The sequence below is a fragment of the Klebsiella sp. KP20-425-1 genome (assembly GCF_025813515.1).
GTDB lineage: Bacteria > Pseudomonadota > Gammaproteobacteria > Enterobacterales > Enterobacteriaceae > Klebsiella > Klebsiella pneumoniae.
Genome location: NZ_CP109614.1, coordinates 547,124 through 566,328, shown reverse-complemented (window position 1 = coordinate 566,328; position 19,205 = coordinate 547,124). Strand labels below are relative to the sequence as shown.

Annotated in this window: 18 protein-coding genes and 2 tRNA genes; 5 read left to right on the top strand and 15 right to left on the bottom strand. The window is 54.4% G+C overall.

Annotated elements, in window-relative coordinates:
- Positions 1–101: 101 nt before the first annotated feature.
- The 7 genes from rpsO to OHJ17_RS02730 form a co-directional block, all read right to left on the bottom strand.
- Positions 102–371 (bottom strand): 30S ribosomal protein S15, encoded by a 270-nt coding sequence (rpsO, locus tag OHJ17_RS02760; protein WP_002918244.1) that lies wholly within the window; start codon positions 369–371, stop codon positions 102–104.
- A 148-nt stretch (positions 372–519) separates the two neighbouring features.
- The gene (truB, locus tag OHJ17_RS02755) at positions 520–1,464 is read right to left on the bottom strand and encodes a tRNA pseudouridine(55) synthase TruB (RefSeq protein ID WP_004144892.1); all 945 of its coding nucleotides are present in this window, start codon (positions 1,462–1,464) and stop codon (positions 520–522) included.
- Positions 1,464–1,865, bottom strand: coding sequence for a 30S ribosome-binding factor RbfA (rbfA, locus tag OHJ17_RS02750; RefSeq protein WP_002918248.1), 402 nt, complete (start codon positions 1,863–1,865; stop codon positions 1,464–1,466). Before rbfA ends, truB begins: the two co-directional genes overlap by 1 nt.
- Before the next feature lie 102 nt (positions 1,866–1,967).
- Positions 1,968–4,658 carry a translation initiation factor IF-2 gene (infB, locus tag OHJ17_RS02745; protein ID WP_002918250.1) on the bottom strand — a complete coding sequence of 897 codons (2,691 nt, stop codon included), beginning with the start codon at positions 4,656–4,658 and terminating at the stop codon, positions 1,968–1,970.
- Between the two features lie 24 nt (positions 4,659–4,682).
- Complete coding sequence (gene nusA / locus OHJ17_RS02740) at positions 4,683–6,170, bottom strand: transcription termination factor NusA (RefSeq protein ID WP_002918252.1); 1,488 nt, start codon at positions 6,168–6,170, stop codon at positions 4,683–4,685.
- A 27-nt stretch (positions 6,171–6,197) separates the two neighbouring features.
- Positions 6,198–6,650, bottom strand: coding sequence for a ribosome maturation factor RimP (gene rimP, locus OHJ17_RS02735; protein WP_002918364.1), 453 nt, complete (start codon positions 6,648–6,650; stop codon positions 6,198–6,200).
- Positions 6,651–6,858: 208 nt separating this feature from the next.
- Positions 6,859–6,935, bottom strand: a tRNA-Met gene (locus OHJ17_RS02730).
- A 307-nt stretch (positions 6,936–7,242) separates the two neighbouring features.
- Between OHJ17_RS02730 and argG the strand changes: the two genes are divergently transcribed.
- From argG to OHJ17_RS02715, 3 genes are all read left to right on the top strand, one after another.
- Positions 7,243–8,586, top strand: coding sequence for an argininosuccinate synthase (gene argG, locus OHJ17_RS02725; RefSeq protein ID WP_004144895.1), 1,344 nt, complete (start codon positions 7,243–7,245; stop codon positions 8,584–8,586).
- 169 nt (positions 8,587–8,755) lie between these two features.
- Positions 8,756–9,385 carry a winged helix-turn-helix transcriptional regulator gene (locus tag OHJ17_RS02720; protein WP_032433609.1) on the top strand — a complete coding sequence of 210 codons (630 nt, stop codon included), beginning with the start codon at positions 8,756–8,758 and terminating at the stop codon, positions 9,383–9,385.
- Positions 9,386–9,726: 341 nt separating this feature from the next.
- Positions 9,727–10,278, top strand: a complete 552-nt coding sequence (locus tag OHJ17_RS02715; RefSeq protein ID WP_020325268.1) for a YfaZ family outer membrane protein — start codon at positions 9,727–9,729, stop codon at positions 10,276–10,278.
- 41 nt (positions 10,279–10,319) lie between these two features.
- Here the strand turns inward: OHJ17_RS02715 and OHJ17_RS02710 are convergent, their stop codons facing one another.
- From OHJ17_RS02710 to rlmE, 7 genes are all read right to left on the bottom strand, one after another.
- Positions 10,320–10,568, bottom strand: coding sequence for a hypothetical protein (locus OHJ17_RS02710; RefSeq protein WP_014906872.1), 249 nt, complete (start codon positions 10,566–10,568; stop codon positions 10,320–10,322).
- A 297-nt stretch (positions 10,569–10,865) separates the two neighbouring features.
- Positions 10,866–10,952 (bottom strand) — tRNA-Leu (locus OHJ17_RS02705).
- A gap of 9 nt (positions 10,953–10,961) precedes the next feature.
- Positions 10,962–11,291 carry a preprotein translocase subunit SecG gene (secG, locus tag OHJ17_RS02700; protein ID WP_002918369.1) on the bottom strand — a complete coding sequence of 110 codons (330 nt, stop codon included), beginning with the start codon at positions 11,289–11,291 and terminating at the stop codon, positions 10,962–10,964.
- 229 nt (positions 11,292–11,520) lie between these two features.
- On the bottom strand, positions 11,521–12,858 hold the full coding sequence (glmM, locus tag OHJ17_RS02695) for a phosphoglucosamine mutase (protein ID WP_002918370.1): 1,338 nt from the start codon (positions 12,856–12,858) through the stop codon (positions 11,521–11,523).
- Positions 12,851–13,699: a dihydropteroate synthase gene (gene folP / locus OHJ17_RS02690; protein WP_002918371.1), complete on the bottom strand. Its 849-nt coding sequence runs from the start codon at positions 13,697–13,699 to the stop codon at positions 12,851–12,853. Before folP ends, glmM begins: the two co-directional genes overlap by 8 nt.
- A gap of 93 nt (positions 13,700–13,792) precedes the next feature.
- Positions 13,793–15,727 carry an ATP-dependent zinc metalloprotease FtsH gene (gene ftsH, locus OHJ17_RS02685; protein WP_002918372.1) on the bottom strand — a complete coding sequence of 645 codons (1,935 nt, stop codon included), beginning with the start codon at positions 15,725–15,727 and terminating at the stop codon, positions 13,793–13,795.
- Positions 15,728–15,826: 99 nt separating this feature from the next.
- On the bottom strand, positions 15,827–16,456 hold the full coding sequence (gene rlmE / locus OHJ17_RS02680; RefSeq protein ID WP_002918373.1) for a 23S rRNA (uridine(2552)-2'-O)-methyltransferase RlmE: 630 nt from the start codon (positions 16,454–16,456) through the stop codon (positions 15,827–15,829).
- 123 nt (positions 16,457–16,579) lie between these two features.
- Here rlmE and yhbY point away from each other — a divergent pair, with 123 nt between their 5' ends.
- The gene (yhbY, locus tag OHJ17_RS02675; protein WP_002918374.1) at positions 16,580–16,873 is read left to right on the top strand and encodes a ribosome assembly RNA-binding protein YhbY; all 294 of its coding nucleotides are present in this window, start codon (positions 16,580–16,582) and stop codon (positions 16,871–16,873) included.
- Between the two features lie 152 nt (positions 16,874–17,025).
- On the opposite strand, the gene greA is transcribed toward yhbY, so the two are convergent.
- A complete protein-coding gene (greA, locus tag OHJ17_RS02670; protein ID WP_002918375.1) occupies positions 17,026–17,502 on the bottom strand; it encodes a transcription elongation factor GreA in 477 nt (158 codons plus the stop codon).
- Between the two features lie 235 nt (positions 17,503–17,737).
- Between greA and dacB the strand changes: the two genes are divergently transcribed.
- Positions 17,738–19,171, top strand: coding sequence for a serine-type D-Ala-D-Ala carboxypeptidase (gene dacB, locus OHJ17_RS02665; protein WP_004149937.1), 1,434 nt, complete (start codon positions 17,738–17,740; stop codon positions 19,169–19,171).
- Positions 19,172–19,205 lie beyond the last annotated feature (34 nt).

Here is a 19,205-nt window from a genome sequence, read left to right as displayed (position 1 = left end):
ATGAAGATCATTACTAGCAACAATACATGAGTTTTGAATGAATTGCTGCCGCCCGGTCGAAAAAAGGGGCCGTCAGGCCCCTTTTTCTGAAACTCGCAGAATTAGCGACGCAGACCCAGACGCTCAATCAGCGCAGAGTAACGGGCAACATCTTTACGTTTCAGGTAGTCGAGCAGTTTACGACGCTGAGAAACCATGCGCAGCAGACCACGACGGCTGTGGTGATCTTTTTTGTGCTCTGCAAAGTGGCCCTGCAGGTGGTTGATCTGTGCGGTCAGCAGTGCAACCTGAACTTCGGTAGAACCGCTGTCGTTTTCGCCACGACCAAACTCAGAAACGATTTTTGCTTTAGCTTCAACGCTTAGAGACATTTTATAACTCCAAAAATTAAAAGAAAGAAAGGGTGCCGATCTCTAATTCAGCGACCCCTGATGCAACGCCCGAAAATGTTAAAACACGTTAGCGGACGTTAAGCGGCGATATTCTACTCGTAGCAGGCTTTTATCGCAAGAAAAGCGCTTACGCCGGGTATTCCACCACCAGACGACGCGGGGCCACGCGGCCTTCATCGTCAATTTCGCCCATGCCGAGAAACTTGCCGGACTCGCTCTCCATCACTCGCACCAGCCCGTTAAGCGGCGCGCCTGACTGACGTACCGGGTTGCCGTTCTTAAAGTAGACTGCGGAGGTTTCTGGAATATTAACCAGCGGGTAATCCGAGGCCGGGCTGTCCATCGGCATCAGCAGCGGATCAAGCAACTGAGCGGCAGGAATATCCTGCGCCGCCGCCTCATCGACCAGCGCCTGCAGCTGCTCGAGGGTCACCATCCGCTCGACCGGGTATTTGCTTACCGCCAGGCGACGCAGGAAAATCACGTGCGCGCCGCAGCCGAGCTTCTCACCTAAATCATCGATAATCGTCCGGATGTAGGTGCCTTTCGAGCAGTGGATCTCCAGCTCCAGCTCATCGCCTTCGCGGCGAATAAACAGCAGCTCATAGACGGTTATCGGCCGGGCTTCCCGCGGAACTTCAATACCCTGGCGAGCATATTCGTATAGCTTCTTGCCCTGATATTTCAGCGCCGAATACATCGACGGCACCTGCTGCGTCTCGCCGCGGAAGCTGTCCAGCGCCGCCGCCAGCTGTTCGTCGCTAAAGGTCAGCGGGCGCTCTTCCACCACCTGACCGTCGGCATCGGAGGTATCCGTGCGCTGGCCAAGTTTGGCGATCACGCGGTAACGCTTATCGGAGTCCAGCAGATACTGGGAAAACTTGGTCGCTTCGCCAAGGCAGATCGGCAGCATACCGGTCGCCAGCGGATCCAGCGCGCCGGTATGCCCGGCGCGGTTGGCGTTATAAATACGTTTTACTTTTTGCAGCACATCGTTACTGGAGGCGCCCTGAGGCTTGTCCAGCAACAATACGCCATGCACGTCGCGGCCGCGACGACGAGGACGACTCATCAGTCCTCCTTGCTGTCGTCCGGGTTCACACGACGCTCATCGTCGTGTTTCACCACGCTGGTGACCAGGTTGGACATACGCATCCCTTCCACCAGTGAGTTGTCGTAGAAGAAAGTCAGTTCCGGTACGATGCGCAGACGCATCGCTTTCCCCAGCAGAGAGCGGATAAAGCCAGAAGCTTCCTGCAGCGCTTTGATGCCCGCTTTCACCGCGGCTTCATCTTTGTCGTTAAGGAAGGTGACATACACCTTGGCATAGGCCAGGTCACGGGACATTTCCACACCGGAAACGGTGGTCATCATGCCCAGACGCGGATCTTTAATTTCACGCTGCAGGATGATGGCAATCTCTTTTTGCATCTCCTGGGCCACACGCTGCGGGCGACCAAATTCTTTCGCCATAATAAGTTCTCCAGAATAAAGACAAAAAAGGGGCCAAAAGCCCCTTTTTAAAATGATTGCCGGGTGGCGCTTCGCTTCCCCGGCTGCTTAGCCATCAAATGATTAATCGATGCTACGCTGGATTTCGATGATTTCGAACACTTCGATCATATCGCCAACGCGAACGTCGTTGTAGTTCTTCACACCGATACCACATTCCATGCCGTTACGGACTTCGTTAACGTCATCTTTGAAGCGGCGCAGGGATTCCAGCTCGCCTTCATAGATAACCACGTTGTCACGCAGGACGCGGATTGGGTTGTGACGTTTGATCGTCCCTTCGGTAACCATACAGCCCGCGATGGCGCCGAATTTCGGCGATTTGAAGACATCACGCACTTCAGCCAGACCGATGATCTGCTGTTTCAGTTCCGGAGACAGCATGCCGCTCATCGCCGCTTTCACTTCGTCGATCAGGTTATAGATGACGGAGTAGTAACGCAGATCCAGGCTTTCCGCTTCGATAACTTTACGCGCAGAGGCATCGGCACGAACGTTGAAGCCAACCAGAATCGCGTTGGATGCTGCTGCCAGGGTAGCGTCGGTTTCGGTGATACCACCTACGCCGGAACCGATGATCTTCACTTTCACTTCGTCGGTAGACAGTTTCAGTAAGGAATCGGAAATCGCTTCGACAGAACCCTGTACGTCCGCTTTCAGTACGATGTTCACTTCGTGAACTTCGCCTTCGGTCATGTTAGCGAACATGTTTTCCAGTTTAGATTTCTGCTGACGCGCCAGCTTAACTTCACGGAATTTGCCCTGACGATACAGCGCCACTTCACGCGCTTTTTTCTCGTCACGCACTACGGTCACTTCATCACCGGCAGCCGGCACACCGGACAGGCCGAGGATTTCCACCGGAATGGATGGACCCGCTTCCAGCACTTCGCGACCCAGTTCGTCACGCATCGCGCGCACACGGCCATATTCGAAGCCGCACAGAACAATGTCGCCCTTATGCAGAGTACCTTCGCGAACCAGAACGGTAGCTACCGGACCACGACCTTTATCAAGGAAGGATTCGATGACCGCGCCGCTCGCCATACCGTTGCGGACCGCTTTCAGCTCAAGAACTTCAGCCTGCAGCAGGATCGCGTCCAGCAGGTCGTCGATGCCGGTACCCGCTTTCGCGGAAACGTGGACAAACTGGCTCTCGCCGCCCCACTCTTCCGGCAGGATGCCGTACTGGGACAGTTCGTTCTTCACGCGATCCGGATCGGCTTCTGGCTTATCGATCTTGTTCACCGCCACTACCACCGGTACCTGCGCCGCTTTAGCGTGCTGGATAGCTTCGATAGTCTGTGGCATCACGCCGTCGTCTGCCGCCACCACCAGAACCACAATATCCGTCGCCTGTGCGCCACGAGCACGCATGGAGGTAAACGCGGCGTGGCCCGGGGTATCCAGGAAGGTGATCATGCCGTTGTCGGTTTCGACGTGGTAAGCACCGATGTGCTGGGTAATACCACCCGCTTCGCCGGAGGCAACCTTGGTAGAACGAATGTAGTCCAGCAGCGAGGTTTTACCGTGGTCAACGTGACCCATAATGGTCACGACCGGTGCGCGCGGTTCAGCCGCCGCGCCGGTGTCACGGTCGCTCATTACGGCTTCTTCCAGTTCGTTTTCACGACGCAGGATAACTTTGTGGCCCATCTCTTCGGCAACCAGCTGTGCGGTTTCCTGGTCGATGACCTGGTTGATGGTCGCCATGGCGCCCAGCTTCATCATCGCTTTGATGACCTGAGAACCTTTCACCGCCATCTTGTTAGCCAGTTCGCCAACGGTGATGGTTTCGCCGATTACGACGTCACGGTTAACGGCCTGCGCTGGCTTCTGGAAGCCCTGCTGCAGAGCGGAACCTTTACGGTGCTTACCGCCTTTACCGCCGCGAACGGCCGCGCGGGCTTCTTCACGATCAGCTTTCGATTCAGCGTGTTTGTTGCCTTTCTTCGCCGGACGAGCCGCTTTGCTGCTACGGCTACGGCCGCGACCGCCTTCGACTTCACGATCGTTATCATCTTCAGCCTGACGAGCATGCTGTGATGTGGTGACGTGATAGTCGCTGCTATCTTCCGGGCTGTCTGAGGTTTCAGACCAATTTTTTTCGTTTTCTTCAGCCATACGGCGTGCTTCTTCCGCTACACGGCGCGCTTCTTCTTCAAGTTTGCGGCGTGCTTCTTCTTCCGATTTGCGCTTCAATTCCGCGGCTTCGTTCTCGCGACGGATCTTTTCAGCCTGGGCGGTTTTGGTCATTTCGTCGGTATGTTGATTGCTCACTTTGTCTTTTTCCGCAGCTTCACGTTTCGCTTTATCAGCGACTTCACGTTTAGCTTGTTCTGCGGCCTCACGTTCAGCTTTTAATTGCGCCTCGCGTTTCGCTGCTTCTTCAGCTTCACGACGGGCCTGCTCTTCCGCTTCACGCTGCGCCTGCTCTTCCGCGGCCAGGCGTTCAGCCTCTTGCGGATCGCGTTTCACAAAGGTGCGTTTCTTGCGGACTTCGATTTGTACCGATTTACTCTTTCCACCGGTACCTGGAATATTTAACGTACTGCGCGTCTTACGCTGTAACGTCAGCTTGTCTGGCGCCGAGCCGTGTTCACGGTTCAGGTGCGTCAACAAAGTTTGTTTCTCTTGCGAGGTCACAGAATCATCAGCCGATTTGCGGATGCCTGCGTCAGCAAATTGCTGTATCAGGCGATCCACAGAGGTCTGAATCTCTGAGGCCAGCGCTTTAATAGTCACATCTGTCATGCTGTTCCTTCCTGCTACAGTTTATTACGCTTCGTCGCCGAACCAACAAATGTTGCGAGCGGCCATGATGAGCTCGCCAGCTTTCTCGTCGGTCATCCCTTCGATATCAGCCAGGTCATCAACGCCCTGCTCGGCGAGATCTTCCAGCGTACAAACACCACGGGCAGCCAGTTTGAATGCCAGGGCACGATCCAGACCTTCGAGATTCAACAGATCATCGGCAGGTTTGTTATCTCCCAGGCTTTCTTCCTGAGCCAGCGCCAGCGTAGTCAGTGCGTTTTTCGCACGCTCACGAAGTGCTTCAACGGTGGCTTCATCCAGACCGTCGATTTCCAGCAGTTCTTTCATCGGCACATAGGCCAGCTCTTCCAGCGAGGAGAAGCCTTCTTCAACCAGCACTGTCGCGAAATCTTCATCAATATCAAGATATTTGGTGAAGGTATCGATAGCGGCATGCGCTTCCGCCTGGTGCTTAGCCTGCAGATCGTCAACGGTCATGACGTTGAGTTCCCAGCCGCTGAGCTGTGAAGCCAGGCGGACGTTCTGACCGTTACGGCCGATCGCCTGCGCCAGGTTGCCCGCTTCTACCGCGATATCCATGGTGTGTTTATCTTCATCCACCACGATGGACGCGACGTCTGCCGGCGCCATAGCGTTAATCACGAACTGCGCCGGGTTATCATCCCACAGGACGATATCGATGCGTTCACCACCCAGCTCAGTCGACACGGCCTGCACACGCGCACCGCGCATACCGACGCAAGCGCCAACCGGGTCGATGCGCTTGTCGTTGGTTTTCACCGCGATTTTGGCGCGAGAGCCCGGATCGCGAGCCGCCGCTTTGATCTCCAGCACTTCTTCACCGATTTCCGGCACTTCGATGCGGAACAGTTCGATCAGCATCTCAGGTTTGGAACGGGTGACGAACAGCTGGGCGCCACGCGCTTCCGGACGGACAGCGTACAGTACGCCGCGAATGCGGTCGCCCGGACGGAAGTTTTCACGCGGAAGCATATCTTCACGCAGGATCACGGCTTCAGCGTTGTTACCCAGATCCAGTGTGATATTGTCGCGGTTCACTTTTTTCACCACGCCGGTGATGATCTCACCTTCGTGCTCGCGGAACTGATCGACCACCATCGCGCGCTCGGCTTCGCGGACTTTCTGCACGATAACCTGCTTAGCGGTCTGGGTGGTGATACGGTCGAAGGTAACAGATTCGATCTGATCTTCGACATAGTCGCCGACGTTCATGCTTTCATCTTCGAAACGCGCTGCTTCCAGCGTGATCTCGCGCGTTGGCTGGGTGACTTCTTCTACAACCAGCCAACGACGGAAGGTATCGAAATCGCCGCTCTTGCGGTCGATTTCAACGCGAACGTCGATCTCTTGTTCGTATTTTTTCTTGGTGGCCGTTGCCAGCGCGCTTTCCAGCGCTTCGAAAATTTTCTCACGCGGCAGCGCTTTTTCGTTGGAAACGGCTTCAACAACAGCCAAAATTTCTTTGTTCATCGGGGCCTTTCACCTCAATCCAGACTGTTAAAAGTGGGGAACCAGGTTCGCCTTCTGGATGTTACTCAGCGCGAACACTTCATCTTTGCCTTCGACGGTTACCGTGATCATCTCACCGTCTACCGCTTTGATAATGCCCTGCCATTTGCGGCGGTTCTGAACCGCCATGCGCAGCACCAGCGCAACTTCTTCGCCGGTGAAACGTTGATAGTGTTCGGCGGTGAACATCGGACGGTCAAGACCAGGCGAAGAGACTTCCAGGTTGTAAGCGACAGTGATCGGGTCTTCGACATCCATGACGGCGCTTACCTGGTGGCTCACATCAGCACAATCATCAACGTTGATGCCATCTTCACTATCAATATAGATGCGCAGTGTGGATGTGCGACCGCGAATAAATTCGATGCCGACCAGCTCAAAGCCAAGCGCTTCAACCGGCGCAGTGAGCATCTCTGTCAATTTTTGCTCTAATGTGGACAAACCCACCCCCAAGACATAAAAAAAGGGCGTATAGCCCAGTTATTCTGAAGTCAGATAACAAAAAACCCCGATAAATCGGGGCTTTAGATAACTGAACCCTGAGATCGCCATGGCGATCTGGAACACCTTCCGCAAGAATTCTTTCAAATTCGGCTACGAAGGACACCTAGTCCTCACAGTATATTTGAAAAAGTACTTAATGGGAAAGTGGTTGCGGGGGCCGGATTTGAACCGACGACCTTCGGGTTATGAGCCCGACGAGCTACCAGGCTGCTCCACCCCGCGCCTGAAACGTGGCATATTTTACTCTTTTTGAGCAAAAGACGCAAATACTGCTGGGATTTGGTACCGAAGACGGGACATAAAATCGAGATGAATTGTAACGGCGATTAGTATATTTTGTCAACATGCTTTTTAGCGCCCCCGATTGCCGTTTGTGCTGGTATTTCAGGCTTTTTTAGCAAAAAGATGATGAAGCACTTCCTGTCGCCAGTAAAAGATGGTTAAATGAATACTCACAATTAATGCATAAAAATGCAGTTAAGGTTGTTGGGTCGAACTCACCACAGTCTATCGAGCAGGGTTTTATTTTATGACGACGATTCTCAAGCATCTCCCGGTTGGTCAACGTATTGGTATCGCTTTCTCTGGTGGACTGGATACCAGCGCCGCGCTGTTATGGATGCGCAAAAAAGGCGCCGTGCCTTATGCATATACCGCTAACCTGGGTCAACCGGACGAAGACGACTACGATGCTATCCCGCGCCGCGCGAAAGAGTACGGCGCTGAAGGCGCCCGTCTGATCGACTGCCGCAAACAGCTGGTCGCAGAAGGGATCGCCGCGATTCAGTGTGGCGCTTTCCATAACACCACCGGTGGGTTGACCTACTTCAACACCACGCCGCTAGGCCGCGCGGTCACCGGCACCATGCTGGTGGCGGCGATGAAAGAAGACGGCGTTAACATTTGGGGCGATGGCAGCACCTATAAAGGCAACGATATCGAACGTTTCTATCGTTACGGCCTGCTGACCAACGCTGAACTGCAGATTTACAAACCGTGGCTGGACAGCGACTTTATCAATGAGCTCGGCGGTCGTCACGAAATGTCCGAATTTATGATCGCCTGCGGCTTTGATTACAAGATGTCGGTCGAGAAAGCCTACTCCACCGACTCCAATATGCTCGGCGCGACCCATGAAGCGAAAGATCTCGAATTCCTGAACTCCAGCGTCAAGATCGTCAACCCGATTATGGGCGTGAAGTTCTGGGACGAAAACGTGAAGATCCCTGCGGAAGAGGTCACCGTACGCTTTGAGCAGGGCCATCCGGTGGCGCTGAATGGTAAAACCTTTGCCGATGACGTCGAGATGATGCTGGAAGCCAACCGCATCGGCGGTCGTCACGGCCTGGGCATGAGCGACCAGATTGAAAACCGGATTATCGAAGCGAAAAGCCGCGGCATTTATGAAGCTCCGGGGATGGCGCTGCTGCATATTGCCTACGAGCGTTTGCTGACCGGTATCCATAACGAAGATACGATTGAGCAATATCACGCCCACGGTCGCCAGTTGGGCCGCCTGCTGTATCAGGGCCGCTGGTTTGATTCCCAGGCGCTGATGCTGCGTGATTCGCTGCAGCGCTGGGTCGCCAGCCAGATCACCGGCGAAGTCACCCTCGAACTGCGTCGCGGTAACGACTACTCGATCCTTAATACGGTATCAGACAACCTGACCTATAAAGCGGAGCGTCTGACCATGGAAAAAGGCGATTCCATGTTTACTGCCGAAGACCGTATCGGCCAGCTGACCATGCGTAATCTGGACATCACCGATACCCGCGAGAAGCTGTTCGGCTATGCACAGTCTGGCCTGCTGAGCGCCTCCTCGGCAACCGGTTTACCGCAGGTTGAAAATCTGGAAAACAAAGGCAAATAATCGCCTGACAATGTTGCTTTCCGCCGGCGGATCACCGCCGGCTTTTTATTTTGCATGACCCACCAACGTAAAAAAAATGCCATGACGCATTTTTTCCTTATCGCCAGACCAGCAAAACTGTTGACTATAATAGCCTCAATTGATTAATTCATATCTGGTGATACACATCATGAATATTAAACCGCCGATCAGGCCGCAAAAGACCATTGACCGACTGATCGATGTACTTGAGCCACACGCGACACCCGTTAACGCGATCGCCAGAAAAAGACTGACATGGGAATATAAAGGCAAAACCCAGCTCTTTATTTTTAAAAAAGGCGAGCTGTCGATTATTCGTAATTCCGACAGGCTACTGATGGTGACCGTCTATGAGCCGCATCTTTTCGGCGTGGCGGAAATGCTGCAGCCCAGCTGCAGCCACAGCCTGCGAGCCGAGGTATCATGCGAACTGCTACGGATCGACCACGACCTGGCTTCGGCGCTTTTTCGTCAGCATAACCTGTGGGAAGAGGTGACCAGCCTGTTGGCTTATCATACCTCGTATATGGTGTATCGTGACGATCTGGTCCTGCAGCAGCGTACCTATTCGGTCATCCGTAACCATTTGCTGGAGATGATGCTATTAAGCGAAGAGACCCGACAGCGAGTATCTATTCTTGAGTATATTCAGGACAGGACCCTTCTGTCGCGTAGCAGTATTCTCAATGTATTGTCAGCATTAAAGAAAGGCGGTTATATTACCTTTGCCCGCGGCGGTTATTTACAAAATATCGTCTCACTTCCTGAAAAATTCTGACCCGCACTCCTCCTATCATTTATTGTTATTTGCTGCAGCGGGGAAGATGTTTAAATTTAAACCAATAACCGTTACCGCTAAAAGAACAAAAATTTTATGCTAAGCGCCTGGGTTTCCCGGAAGACAATCTATTACTGAGTTCGCCAGCAGACGACCACAAACGGCGTTAACCGCCGGGTCTGCACCGGCTCAGGATATGCCAGCGGAAATCGGCCAGACGTGTGCGGCGGTAGCGAGAGTTGCCCCCTCGCCTGCCGCGACCATAACAATGAGATGCACGAACCCGTTAATTATGCCCGAACGCCCATATCGGGCTTTTTTTTATCTGAAGGAATTTAATAATGAAGTCTATTGCTGCAAAAATGGTTGCCGTAACGATCGCTTTGGGAGCCAGCAGCGCTGCCTGCGCAGCCGTTAACCTGCATGGAGAAGCTGGCGCCGAGTTTACCAATCTGTCCGCCAGCTTTGGCGCCGGGGAACCGGGTATGACGTTCAGTTCTCAGTGGGCTCATAGCGACAACGATGGAGATAGTGTAGGACTGGGAATGGGTTATAACTTTAACCTTGGCCCTTTTCTGATGACCCTGGGCGGTAAGGCGGTCTATCTGAACCCAAAAGATGGTGATGAAGGTTACGCCATCGCCGCCGGTGGTGGCGCTGAACTCCCCCTTGGTCAGTATTTCACGCTTTTCGGCGAGGGCTATTACTCACCGGACTCAATGTCCAGCGGCGTTAAGGATTATGTGGAGGCCAATGCCGGGGTACGCCTTAACGTGCTCCCGTCTCTGAATATCGAAGCTGGCTATCGCTATATTGATATGGCAGGGAAAGATGGCAATCGCGATAACACGCTGGCCGACGGCGCTTACGCCGGGGTTAACTTCCGCTTTTAACTCTTCACAGGGATTGCCGGTCGGCAGTCCCTGTTTCATTCTCAGCTGGTCAGCGGCACGCTTTTCAGTACGCGGTTGATCTCTTGTAGGCCCGCAACATTATTCTCTTTGCGGTAAACCTCATTCATGGACGCCATCTGCTCCAGGCGGGTCAGGGCGCCATACACTTTATACGCCTCGCTGTGTCTGTCGAACACATCGCGGCGCTCCACGTCCTGCAGATAATGACTTTTCAACGAATGGTTAAGGCGACTAATCAGTGCCGTATTGTCCTGGAAATAGCGCCTCACTGCCTGGGCATGATTCGCTGTAGTCCCAGACTCACTGGGCGATACCGGTACGGTTAGCGCATTAATCGTCTCCACCGTTTGGGAGGGCGATGTTGAACTGCACCCAGCTAAACCGAGCACGCCGGCGACGATAAGCAACCCGATCTTGTTCATTGTGTCACTTCACCTCTGTTAATTTGACGAGGCGACTTTAACGATAGTAAAAGGAGGCAACCAGCGAAGAGATGTTTATAAATAAATGTCCAGCGGGGACAAAAACAAAAAAAGACGCTTTTCAGCGTCTTTTTTCTGGAATATTGGTACCGAGGATGGGACTCGAACCCACAAGCCCGTTAGGGCACTACCACCTCAAGGTAGCGTGTCTACCAATTCCACCACCTCGGTACAGAATACTTAGTGCGGGATATCGCTGGTCGGCTGAGCCGGCGCAGTTGGCTGAGTTTGCTCCGTTTTCGGCGCGCTCAGATTATCCCACTCACTTCCTTTACTGGTCTTGTTGCTGTTGATATTACCCAGCGCCAGACTGATGATGAAGAACAGCGCAGCCAGGATGCCGGTCATACGGGTCATAAAGTTGCCAGAACCGCTGGACCCAAACAGTGTGCCGGAAGCGCCTGCACCGAAGGAGGCTCCCATATCAGCGCCTTTACCTTGCTGCAGCATAACCAGACCTACAAGGCCAATCGCTACAATAAGGAAAACAACCAAAAGAGCTTCGTACATAATCAACCTGTTCCTTGCGGATTCGCCGCATACCAAGTGCTTCGACCAATAAAGCGGGACGTTTTAACGTTTCCCACTGAAGCGGGTGTGAATACTAACCAAAGCGAATGACCTTCGCAAGGGCAATTTCGACACATTGTATCAACTGCAGAAAAAAACAGCAAAAAGCCAATTTTCGATCATAAAAAAGGCGGCAAGCGCCGCCTTTTTAACCACTTAGCCGGCAAAGCTAAACGCTTTTTACCGCCTCAGCGATGCGGTGCGCAAACTCGTGCACCTGATCTTCATGCTCGCCCTCCACCATCACGCGGATCAGCGGCTCCGTACCCGATTTACGCAGCAGGACACGGCCGCGTTTTCCTAACGCCGCCTCCACTTCCGCGGTCACCGCTTTGACGTGCTCATTCTCCAGCGGGTTACCGCTGCCCTCGGTAAAGCGGACATTCACCAGCAGCTGAGGGAACATTTTCATCCCGCTGCACAGGTCATGCAGGCTCATGTGGTTGCGGACCATCGCCGCGACCACCTGCAGGCTGGCGACAATGCCATCGCCGGTGGTGGTTTTATCCAGCAGGATCACATGGCCGGAGTTTTCCGCACCGATGCGCCAGCCTTTTTCCTGGAGCATCTCCAGTACATAGCGGTCACCGACCTTCGCGCGGGCAAACGGGATGCCTAACTGCTTGAGCGCCAGCTCCAGCCCCATATTACTCATCAGCGTGCCGACGGCGCCGCCGCGCAGCTGCCCCTGACGCAATCCTTCCCGGGCTATGATATAGAGGATCTGGTCGCCATCGACTTTATTGCCTTCGTGGTCAACCATAATCACCCGATCGCCATCGCCGTCGTAGGCAATACCCAGATCGGCTTTTTCCGCCAGCACGCGCGCCTGCAGCGCCCGCACGTCAGTGGCGCCGACCTCTTCGTTGATGTTGAGACCGTCTGGCTCGCAGCCCATCGCGATAACCTGGGCTCCCAGCTCGCGGAAGACATTAGGGGCGATGTGATAGGTCGCGCCGTGCGCGCAATCCACCACCACTTTCAGCGTGCCCAGGCTCAGTTCGTTGGGAAAGGTACCCTTACAAAATTCAATGTAGCGCCCCGCCGCATCAACGATACGGCTGGCTTTGCCCAGCTCAGCCGAATCCACGCAGGTGAGCTCTTTCTCCATTTCGGCTTCAATCGCCTCTTCGACATCATCCGGCAGTTTGGTGCCCTCAATGGAGAAGAATTTAATGCCGTTGTCGTAGAAAGGGTTATGTGAAGCAGAGATAACAATCCCCGCCTCGGCGCGGAAGGCGCGCGTCAGGTAGGCGATGGCCGGTGTCGGCATAGGCCCGGTGAACGACGCAGAGAGCCCCGCTGCCGCCAGTCCAGCTTCCAGCGCCGATTCCAGCATATAGCCCGAAATACGGGTATCCTTGCCGATGATAATTTTACGTGAACCGTGACGCGCTAACACTTTGCCCGCCGCCCAGCCCAGCTTGAGCACAAACTCCGGAGTGATCGGCGCATCGCCGACGCGGCCACGAATACCATCGGTGCCAAAATACTTGCGGTTACTCATAACGTTTTTTTCCCTTAGCGGCGAGGGTGGCTTCCACCACGCGCAGCGCTTCTACCGTTTCTTTGACATCATGGACGCGGATAATCTGCGCGCCCTGCATTGCTGCAATGACGGCACACGCCAGGCTGCCGTTCAGCCGCTCCGACGGCCCGACGTTCAGCAACTGACCTACCATCGACTTACGTGACATACCGACCAGCAGCGGCAGACCAAAGTGATGAAACTCCCCAAGCCTGGCCAACAGTTGGTAATTGTGGGAGAGATTTTTACCGAAACCGAATCCCGGGTCGAGCAGCAATTTTTCTTTTGCGATCCCCGCCTGTTCGCAGCGCACAATGTGCTCATTAAAAAAACGCTCAACATCGGCGAAGACGTCCTCATACTTCGGCGCCTCCTGCATGGTTTTTGGTTGTCCCTGCATATGCATCAGACACACCGGCAGTCCAGTTTCCGCGGCGGCCTGCAGCGCGCCGGGCTCGGTCAGCGAACGAATATCGTTGATGATATGCGCCCCGGCCCTGGCCGATTGGCGAATAACCTCCGCCTTGGAGGTATCCACTGAGATCCATACCTCAAAGCGCTGGGCAATGGCTTCAACCACCGGTATCACCCGCGCAAGCTCCTCTTCCACACTAACCTCAGCCGCCCCTGGCCGCGTCGATTCACCGCCGATATCAATGATGGTCGCGCCGGCGTTGATCATCAGATTGGCATGCTTCACCGCCTCAATCAGCGAATTATGGGCGCCGCCATCGGAGAAGGAGTCAGGCGTCACATTTAGAATACCCATCACGTGGGGGTGAGAGAGATCGAGGGTTGAGCCCTGGGCTACAAGTTTCATCACAAAATCCCTGAGACTGAAGAGGTTAAAAAAGAAAAACCCCGGAGCGGACGCCCGGGGTTTTAAGGTTAAACAAGCATCAACAGCGGTAGCTTACTTGTCGCCCAGCTGCTCTGACATGGTGTTGCCCGGGTTCGGCGTACGCGGTTCATCAACCGGACGCGGCGCACGAGGCGTGCCATTGTTGTCAGAGTTGTTAGAAGAACCTGGTTCTTCCCAACCCGCTGGCGGACGAACTTCGCGACGAGCCATCAGGTCGTCAATCTGCGGCGCATCGATGGTCTCATACTTCATGAGCGCATCTTTCATCGCGTGCAGAATGTCCATGTTGTCGTTCAGCAGCTGGCGAGCACGACCGTAGTTACGCTCAATCAGCGATTTCACTTCCTGGTCGATGATACGCGCGGTTTCATCGGACATATGCTTCGCTTTCGCGACGCTACGGCCGAGGAAGACTTCACCCTCTTCTTCCGCATACAGCAGCGGACCGAGTTTGTCGGAGAAGCCCCACTGGGTCACCATGTTACGCGCCAGGTTCGTCGCCACTTTAATATCGTTGGACGCACCGGTAGAAACATGTTCCGGACCGTAGATAATCTCTTCCGCCAGACGACCGCCGTACAGGGTGGAGATCTGGCTTTCCAGTTTCTGACGGCTGGCGCTGATTGCATCGCCTTCCGGCAGGAAGAAGGTCACACCCAGCGCACGACCGCGCGGGATAATCGTCACTTTGTGCACCGGATCGTGCTCCGGCACCAGGCGACCAATAATCGCGTGGCCCGCTTCATGATAAGCAGTAGACTCTTTCTGCGCTTCCGTCATCACCATGGAGCGACGTTCCGCACCCATCATGATTTTGTCTTTCGCTTTCTCGAACTCAACCATCGACACAACGCGTTTGTTGCCGCGGGCAGCAAACAGCGCCGCTTCGTTGACCAGGTTGGCCAGATCCGCACCGGAGAAGCCCGGGGTACCGCGCGCAATGATTGCCGCATCGATATCCGGCGCCAGCGGAACGCGACGCATATGCACTTTCAGGATCTGCTCACGACCGCGAACATCCGGCAGGCCAACCACCACCTGGCGGTCAAAACGGCCCGGACGCAACAGCGCGGGGTCAAGAACGTCCGGACGGTTAGTCGCCGCGATAACGATGATACCTTCGTTACCTTCGAAGCCGTCCATCTCAACCAGCATCTGGTTCAGGGTCTGCTCACGTTCATCGTGACCACCGCCCAGGCCTGCGCCACGCTGGCGGCCGACGGCGTCGATTTCATCGATGAAGATGATGCAAGGCGCTGCTTTCTTAGCCTGTTCGAACATGTCACGCACACGAGAAGCGCCCACACCGACGAACATTTCGACGAAGTCAGAACCGGAAATGGTAAAGAACGGAACCTTCGCTTCACCAGCGATCGCTTTCGCCAGCAGCGTTTTACCGGTACCCGGAGGGCCGACCATCAGGACGCCTTTCGGGATTTTACCGCCCAGTTTCTGGAAGCGGCTCGGCTCACGCAGGTATTCTACCAGCTCGCCGACTTCCTCTTTCGCTTCGTCACACCCGGCAACGTCTGCAAAAGTGGTTTTGATCTGGTCTTCCGTCAACATACGGGCTTTGCTTTTGCCGAAGGACATCGCGCCCTTCCCGCCGCCGCCCTGCATTTGCCGCATAAAGAAGATCCAGACGCCGATCAGCAGCAGCATTGGGAACCAGGAGATGAAGATGGAAGCCAGCAGGCTCGGCTCTTCTGGTGGTTCGCCAACAACTTTGACGTTTTTAGTCAACAGGTTATCGAGCAGCTTCGGATCGTTAACCGGAATGTAAGTCGTGTAACGGTTACTATCTTTCTTGGTAACGTTGATCTCACGTCCGTTGATACGCGCTTCGCGAACCTGGTCCTGATTGACCTCTTGCAGGAAGGTAGAATAATCCACCTTGCGGCCATTCGACTCGCTGGGCCCAAAGCTCTGGAATACTGACATCAGCACAACGGCAATGACCAGCCAGAGTATTAGGTTTTTCGCCATGTCACTCAAGGGATTAACCTCTTATTACAACTGTGTTAAAAACAGCGTCAGGATACTCTATATCCAGTTTCTTTCAAACTTTCGTTTGAAATCTGCCGGTTATGGTTTACGCCCGGTCGCTACAATATACACTTCACGCGAACGAGCGCGGGAAGAGTCCGGCTTACGAACTTTGACCTTCGTAAACAGGGAGCGAATTTCTCGAAGATACTCATCGAAGCCTTCGCCCTGGAACACCTTCACTACAAAACTACCACCTGGCGCTAATACATCACGAGACATTTCAAGCGCCAGTTCTACCAGATACATAGCCCGGGGAATATCCACCGCCGGTGTTCCGCACATATTCGGCGCCATATCGGACATGACAACTTGGACTTTACTGTCGCCCACTCGCTCAAGTAACGCTTTCAGGACTAATTCATCACGAAAATCGCCCTGAAGGAAGTCCACACCAACGATTGGATCCATTGGTAAAAGATCGCAAGCGATGATGCGGCCGCTGTTGCCGATCTGCGTGACCGCATACTGCGACCAGCCACCGGGAGCAGCACCGAGATCGACTACCGTCATCCCCGGCTTAAAAATTTTGTCACTTTGCTGTATTTCATCAAGTTTAAACCAGGCACGGGAACGTAACCCCTTTTTCTGTGCCTGTTGAACATATTTATCGCTAAAGTGTTCCTGAAGCCAGCGGCTTGAGCTGGCAGAACGCTTTTTACCTGTCATTTAACATTCCCGTTCGGGTTCATCGTACTTTACTGCGTAAAAATCGACGCGGTAGTTTGGCGATATATGGGAGATGGCGGTAGAATGACCCGTTTTCAATCCCAACGTAAGCAAAAAAATACGATGAATCTGAGTACTAAACAAAAACAGCACCTGAAAGGTCTGGCACATCCGCTCAAGCCGGTAGTTATGCTTGGCAACAATGGTTTGACCGAAGGGGTACTGGCCGAGATCGAACAAGCGTTAGGGCACCATGAACTCATCAAGGTGAAGATCGCCTCAGAAGATCGCGAAACAAAAGCCTTGATCGTGGAAGCCATCGTACGCGAAACCGGCGCCTGTAACGTACAGGTCATCGGTAAAACGCTGGTTCTGTACCGCCCAACGCCAGAGCGTAAAATCTCGCTGCCACGCTAAGAATATCCTGAATCTCGACACAACTTTGTGTAAAACGAGGGATTTCTGCGGCCAGGCGAGCAAAATGCCATGCTCCTGACGTTGATAAAAGGCCGCTATGCGGCCTTTTTCCTTTCTTTACAATCTATAAACATCGTAGCGGGAAATACGCCTTACAGGTATTCAACCTTGGTAATTTCGTATTCCACTTCCCCACCCGGGGTACGGATAGTCACGACGTCATCCTGCTCTTTGCCGATCAGACCGCGGGCGATCGGCGAGTTCACGGAGATCAGATTCTGCTTAAAATCAGCTTCGTCATCGCCCACGATGCGGTAGGTCTGTTCCTCGTCGGTATCGAGGTTCAGCACGCTGACGGTAGAACCAAAAATCACCCGGCCGTTGTTCGGCATTTTGGTGATATCGATAACCTGCGCGTTAGACAGCTTCGCTTCGATATCCTTGATACGCCCCTCGCAGAAACCCTGCTGCTCACGCGCGGCGTGATACTCGGCATTCTCTTTCAGATCGCCGTGTTCACGGGCCTCAGCAATAGCGGCAATGATTTCAGGACGACGCACAGACTTCAGATAATCCAGTTCTTCGCGCAGTTTTTCAGCGCCACGTAAGGTCATCGGAATCGCTTGCATTAGTTATACCTCTTTATCATTCCTTCAGGGAACGGATAGCTCCGCTCTGCCACCTGTCCTGCCCACGGGCAGGACACGAGCAAAAAGAAACCGACCCGGGAAACACTCCCCAGGTCAGCAGCAATTTTTCATTTGATGGGTATTTTACCCCGAAGTTCATTATGGGTCATCGTTTACTTTACTGGGCGTTGCACCGTAGTATGACGGCCTGGCTTCAGGTTGTTAGCGCGAGATTATGCGATTTCCCAGATTTATCATCGGATTGACCGCCGGTATAGCGCTTAGCGCTCAGGCGGCGAATATTGACGAGTACATCAACCAGCTTCCCGCCGGTGCGAACCTTGCCTTTATGGCGCAAAAGGTCGGCGCATCGACGCCGGAAATCGACTATCACAGCCAGCAAATGGCGCTCCCGGCCAGTACGCAAAAGGTCATCACCGCGCTGGCGGCGCTGCTGCAACTGGGGCCCGATTTTCGCTTTACCACCACGCTGGAAACCAAAGGCTCCCTTGACGGCGGCGTGCTGAAAGGCGACCTGATTGCGCGCTTCGGCGGCGATCCGACGCTTAAACGGCAGGATATTCGCAATATGGTGGCGACGCTGAAAAAAGCCGGCGTGCAGCGTATCGAAGGCAATGTGCTCATCGATACGTCGGTCTTCGCCAGCCATGACAAAGCGCCCGGCTGGCCGTGGAACGACCTGACGCAGTGCTTCAGCGCCCCGCCGGCGGCGGCGATTGTCGACCGTAACTGCTTCTCTGTCTCGCTGTATAGCGCGCAGAAACCGGGCGATGTCGCCTTCATTCGCGTTGCATCCTATTATCCGGTCACCATGTTCAGCCAGGTGCGAACGCTGGCGCGTGGCTCATCGGAAGCGCAGTATTGCGAGCTCGACGTGGTGCCGGGCGATCTCAATCGCTATACTCTCACTGGCTGCCTGCCGCAGCGTAGCGAGCCGCTGCCTCTGGCCTTCGCCATTCAGGATGGCGCCAGCTACGCCGGAGCGATCCTCAAAGCCGAGCTGGCCCAGGCGGGGATCACCTACAGCGGCACGCTGCTGCGCCAGACGCTGGCCAATGAGCCCGGCACCGTGTTGGCAACCAGCCAGTCGGCTCCGCTGCACGATCTGCTGCGGATCATGCTGAAGAAGTCAGACAACATGATTGCCGACACCGTCTTTCGCACCATCGGCCACGCCCGGTTTGGCGTACCTGGCACCTGGCGGGCGGGCTCCGATGCCGTACGGCAGATCTTGCGTCAACAGGCTGGGGTCGATCTCGGCAACACTATCATCGCCGACGGCTCTGGCCTGTCGCGCCACAACCTGATCGCCCCGGCGACCATGATGCAGGTGCTGCAGTATATCGCCCAGCACGATACCGAGCTCAACTTCATCTCCATGCTGCCGCTGGCGGGCCATGACGGATCGCTGCAGTATCGCGCCGGTCTTCATCAGGCGGGCGTCGATGGTAAAGTTTCGGCGAAAACCGGGTCGCTCCAGGGGGTTTATAACCTCGCAGGCTTCATCACTACCGCCAGCGGACAAAAGGTGGCCTTCGTGCAATATCTCTCCGGATACGCCGTGGAGCCAGCTGATCAGCGCAATCGCCGCATCCCACTGGTCCGCTTTGAAAGCCGCTTGTATAAAGATTTGTACCAGAACAATTAAAACAAAAGGGCCGCATCAGATGCGGCCCTTTTTG

Excerpts from the sequence above, each read along its gene's own strand:
- rpsO (WP_002918244.1), bottom strand. The coding sequence starts at position 371 with ATGTCTCTAAGCGTTGAAGCTAAAGCAAAAATCGTTTCTGAGTTTGGT.
- truB (WP_004144892.1), bottom strand. The coding sequence starts at position 1,464 with ATGAGTCGTCCTCGTCGTCGCGGCCGCGACGTGCATGGCGTATTGTTG.
- rbfA (WP_002918248.1), bottom strand. The coding sequence starts at position 1,865 with ATGGCGAAAGAATTTGGTCGCCCGCAGCGTGTGGCCCAGGAGATGCAA.
- infB (WP_002918250.1), bottom strand. The coding sequence starts at position 4,658 with ATGACAGATGTGACTATTAAAGCGCTGGCCTCAGAGATTCAGACCTCT.
- nusA (WP_002918252.1), bottom strand. The coding sequence starts at position 6,170 with ATGAACAAAGAAATTTTGGCTGTTGTTGAAGCCGTTTCCAACGAAAAA.
- argG (WP_004144895.1), top strand. The coding sequence starts at position 7,243 with ATGACGACGATTCTCAAGCATCTCCCGGTTGGTCAACGTATTGGTATC.
- OHJ17_RS02720 (WP_032433609.1), top strand. The coding sequence starts at position 8,756 with ATGAATATTAAACCGCCGATCAGGCCGCAAAAGACCATTGACCGACTG.
- OHJ17_RS02715 (WP_020325268.1), top strand. The coding sequence starts at position 9,727 with ATGAAGTCTATTGCTGCAAAAATGGTTGCCGTAACGATCGCTTTGGGA.
- secG (WP_002918369.1), bottom strand. The coding sequence starts at position 11,291 with ATGTACGAAGCTCTTTTGGTTGTTTTCCTTATTGTAGCGATTGGCCTT.
- glmM (WP_002918370.1), bottom strand. The coding sequence starts at position 12,858 with ATGAGTAACCGCAAGTATTTTGGCACCGATGGTATTCGTGGCCGCGTC.
- folP (WP_002918371.1), bottom strand. The coding sequence starts at position 13,699 with ATGAAACTTGTAGCCCAGGGCTCAACCCTCGATCTCTCTCACCCCCAC.
- ftsH (WP_002918372.1), bottom strand. The coding sequence starts at position 15,727 with ATGGCGAAAAACCTAATACTCTGGCTGGTCATTGCCGTTGTGCTGATG.
- rlmE (WP_002918373.1), bottom strand. The coding sequence starts at position 16,456 with ATGACAGGTAAAAAGCGTTCTGCCAGCTCAAGCCGCTGGCTTCAGGAA.
- yhbY (WP_002918374.1), top strand. The coding sequence starts at position 16,580 with ATGAATCTGAGTACTAAACAAAAACAGCACCTGAAAGGTCTGGCACAT.
- greA (WP_002918375.1), bottom strand. The coding sequence starts at position 17,502 with ATGCAAGCGATTCCGATGACCTTACGTGGCGCTGAAAAACTGCGCGAA.
- dacB (WP_004149937.1), top strand. The coding sequence starts at position 17,738 with ATGCGATTTCCCAGATTTATCATCGGATTGACCGCCGGTATAGCGCTT.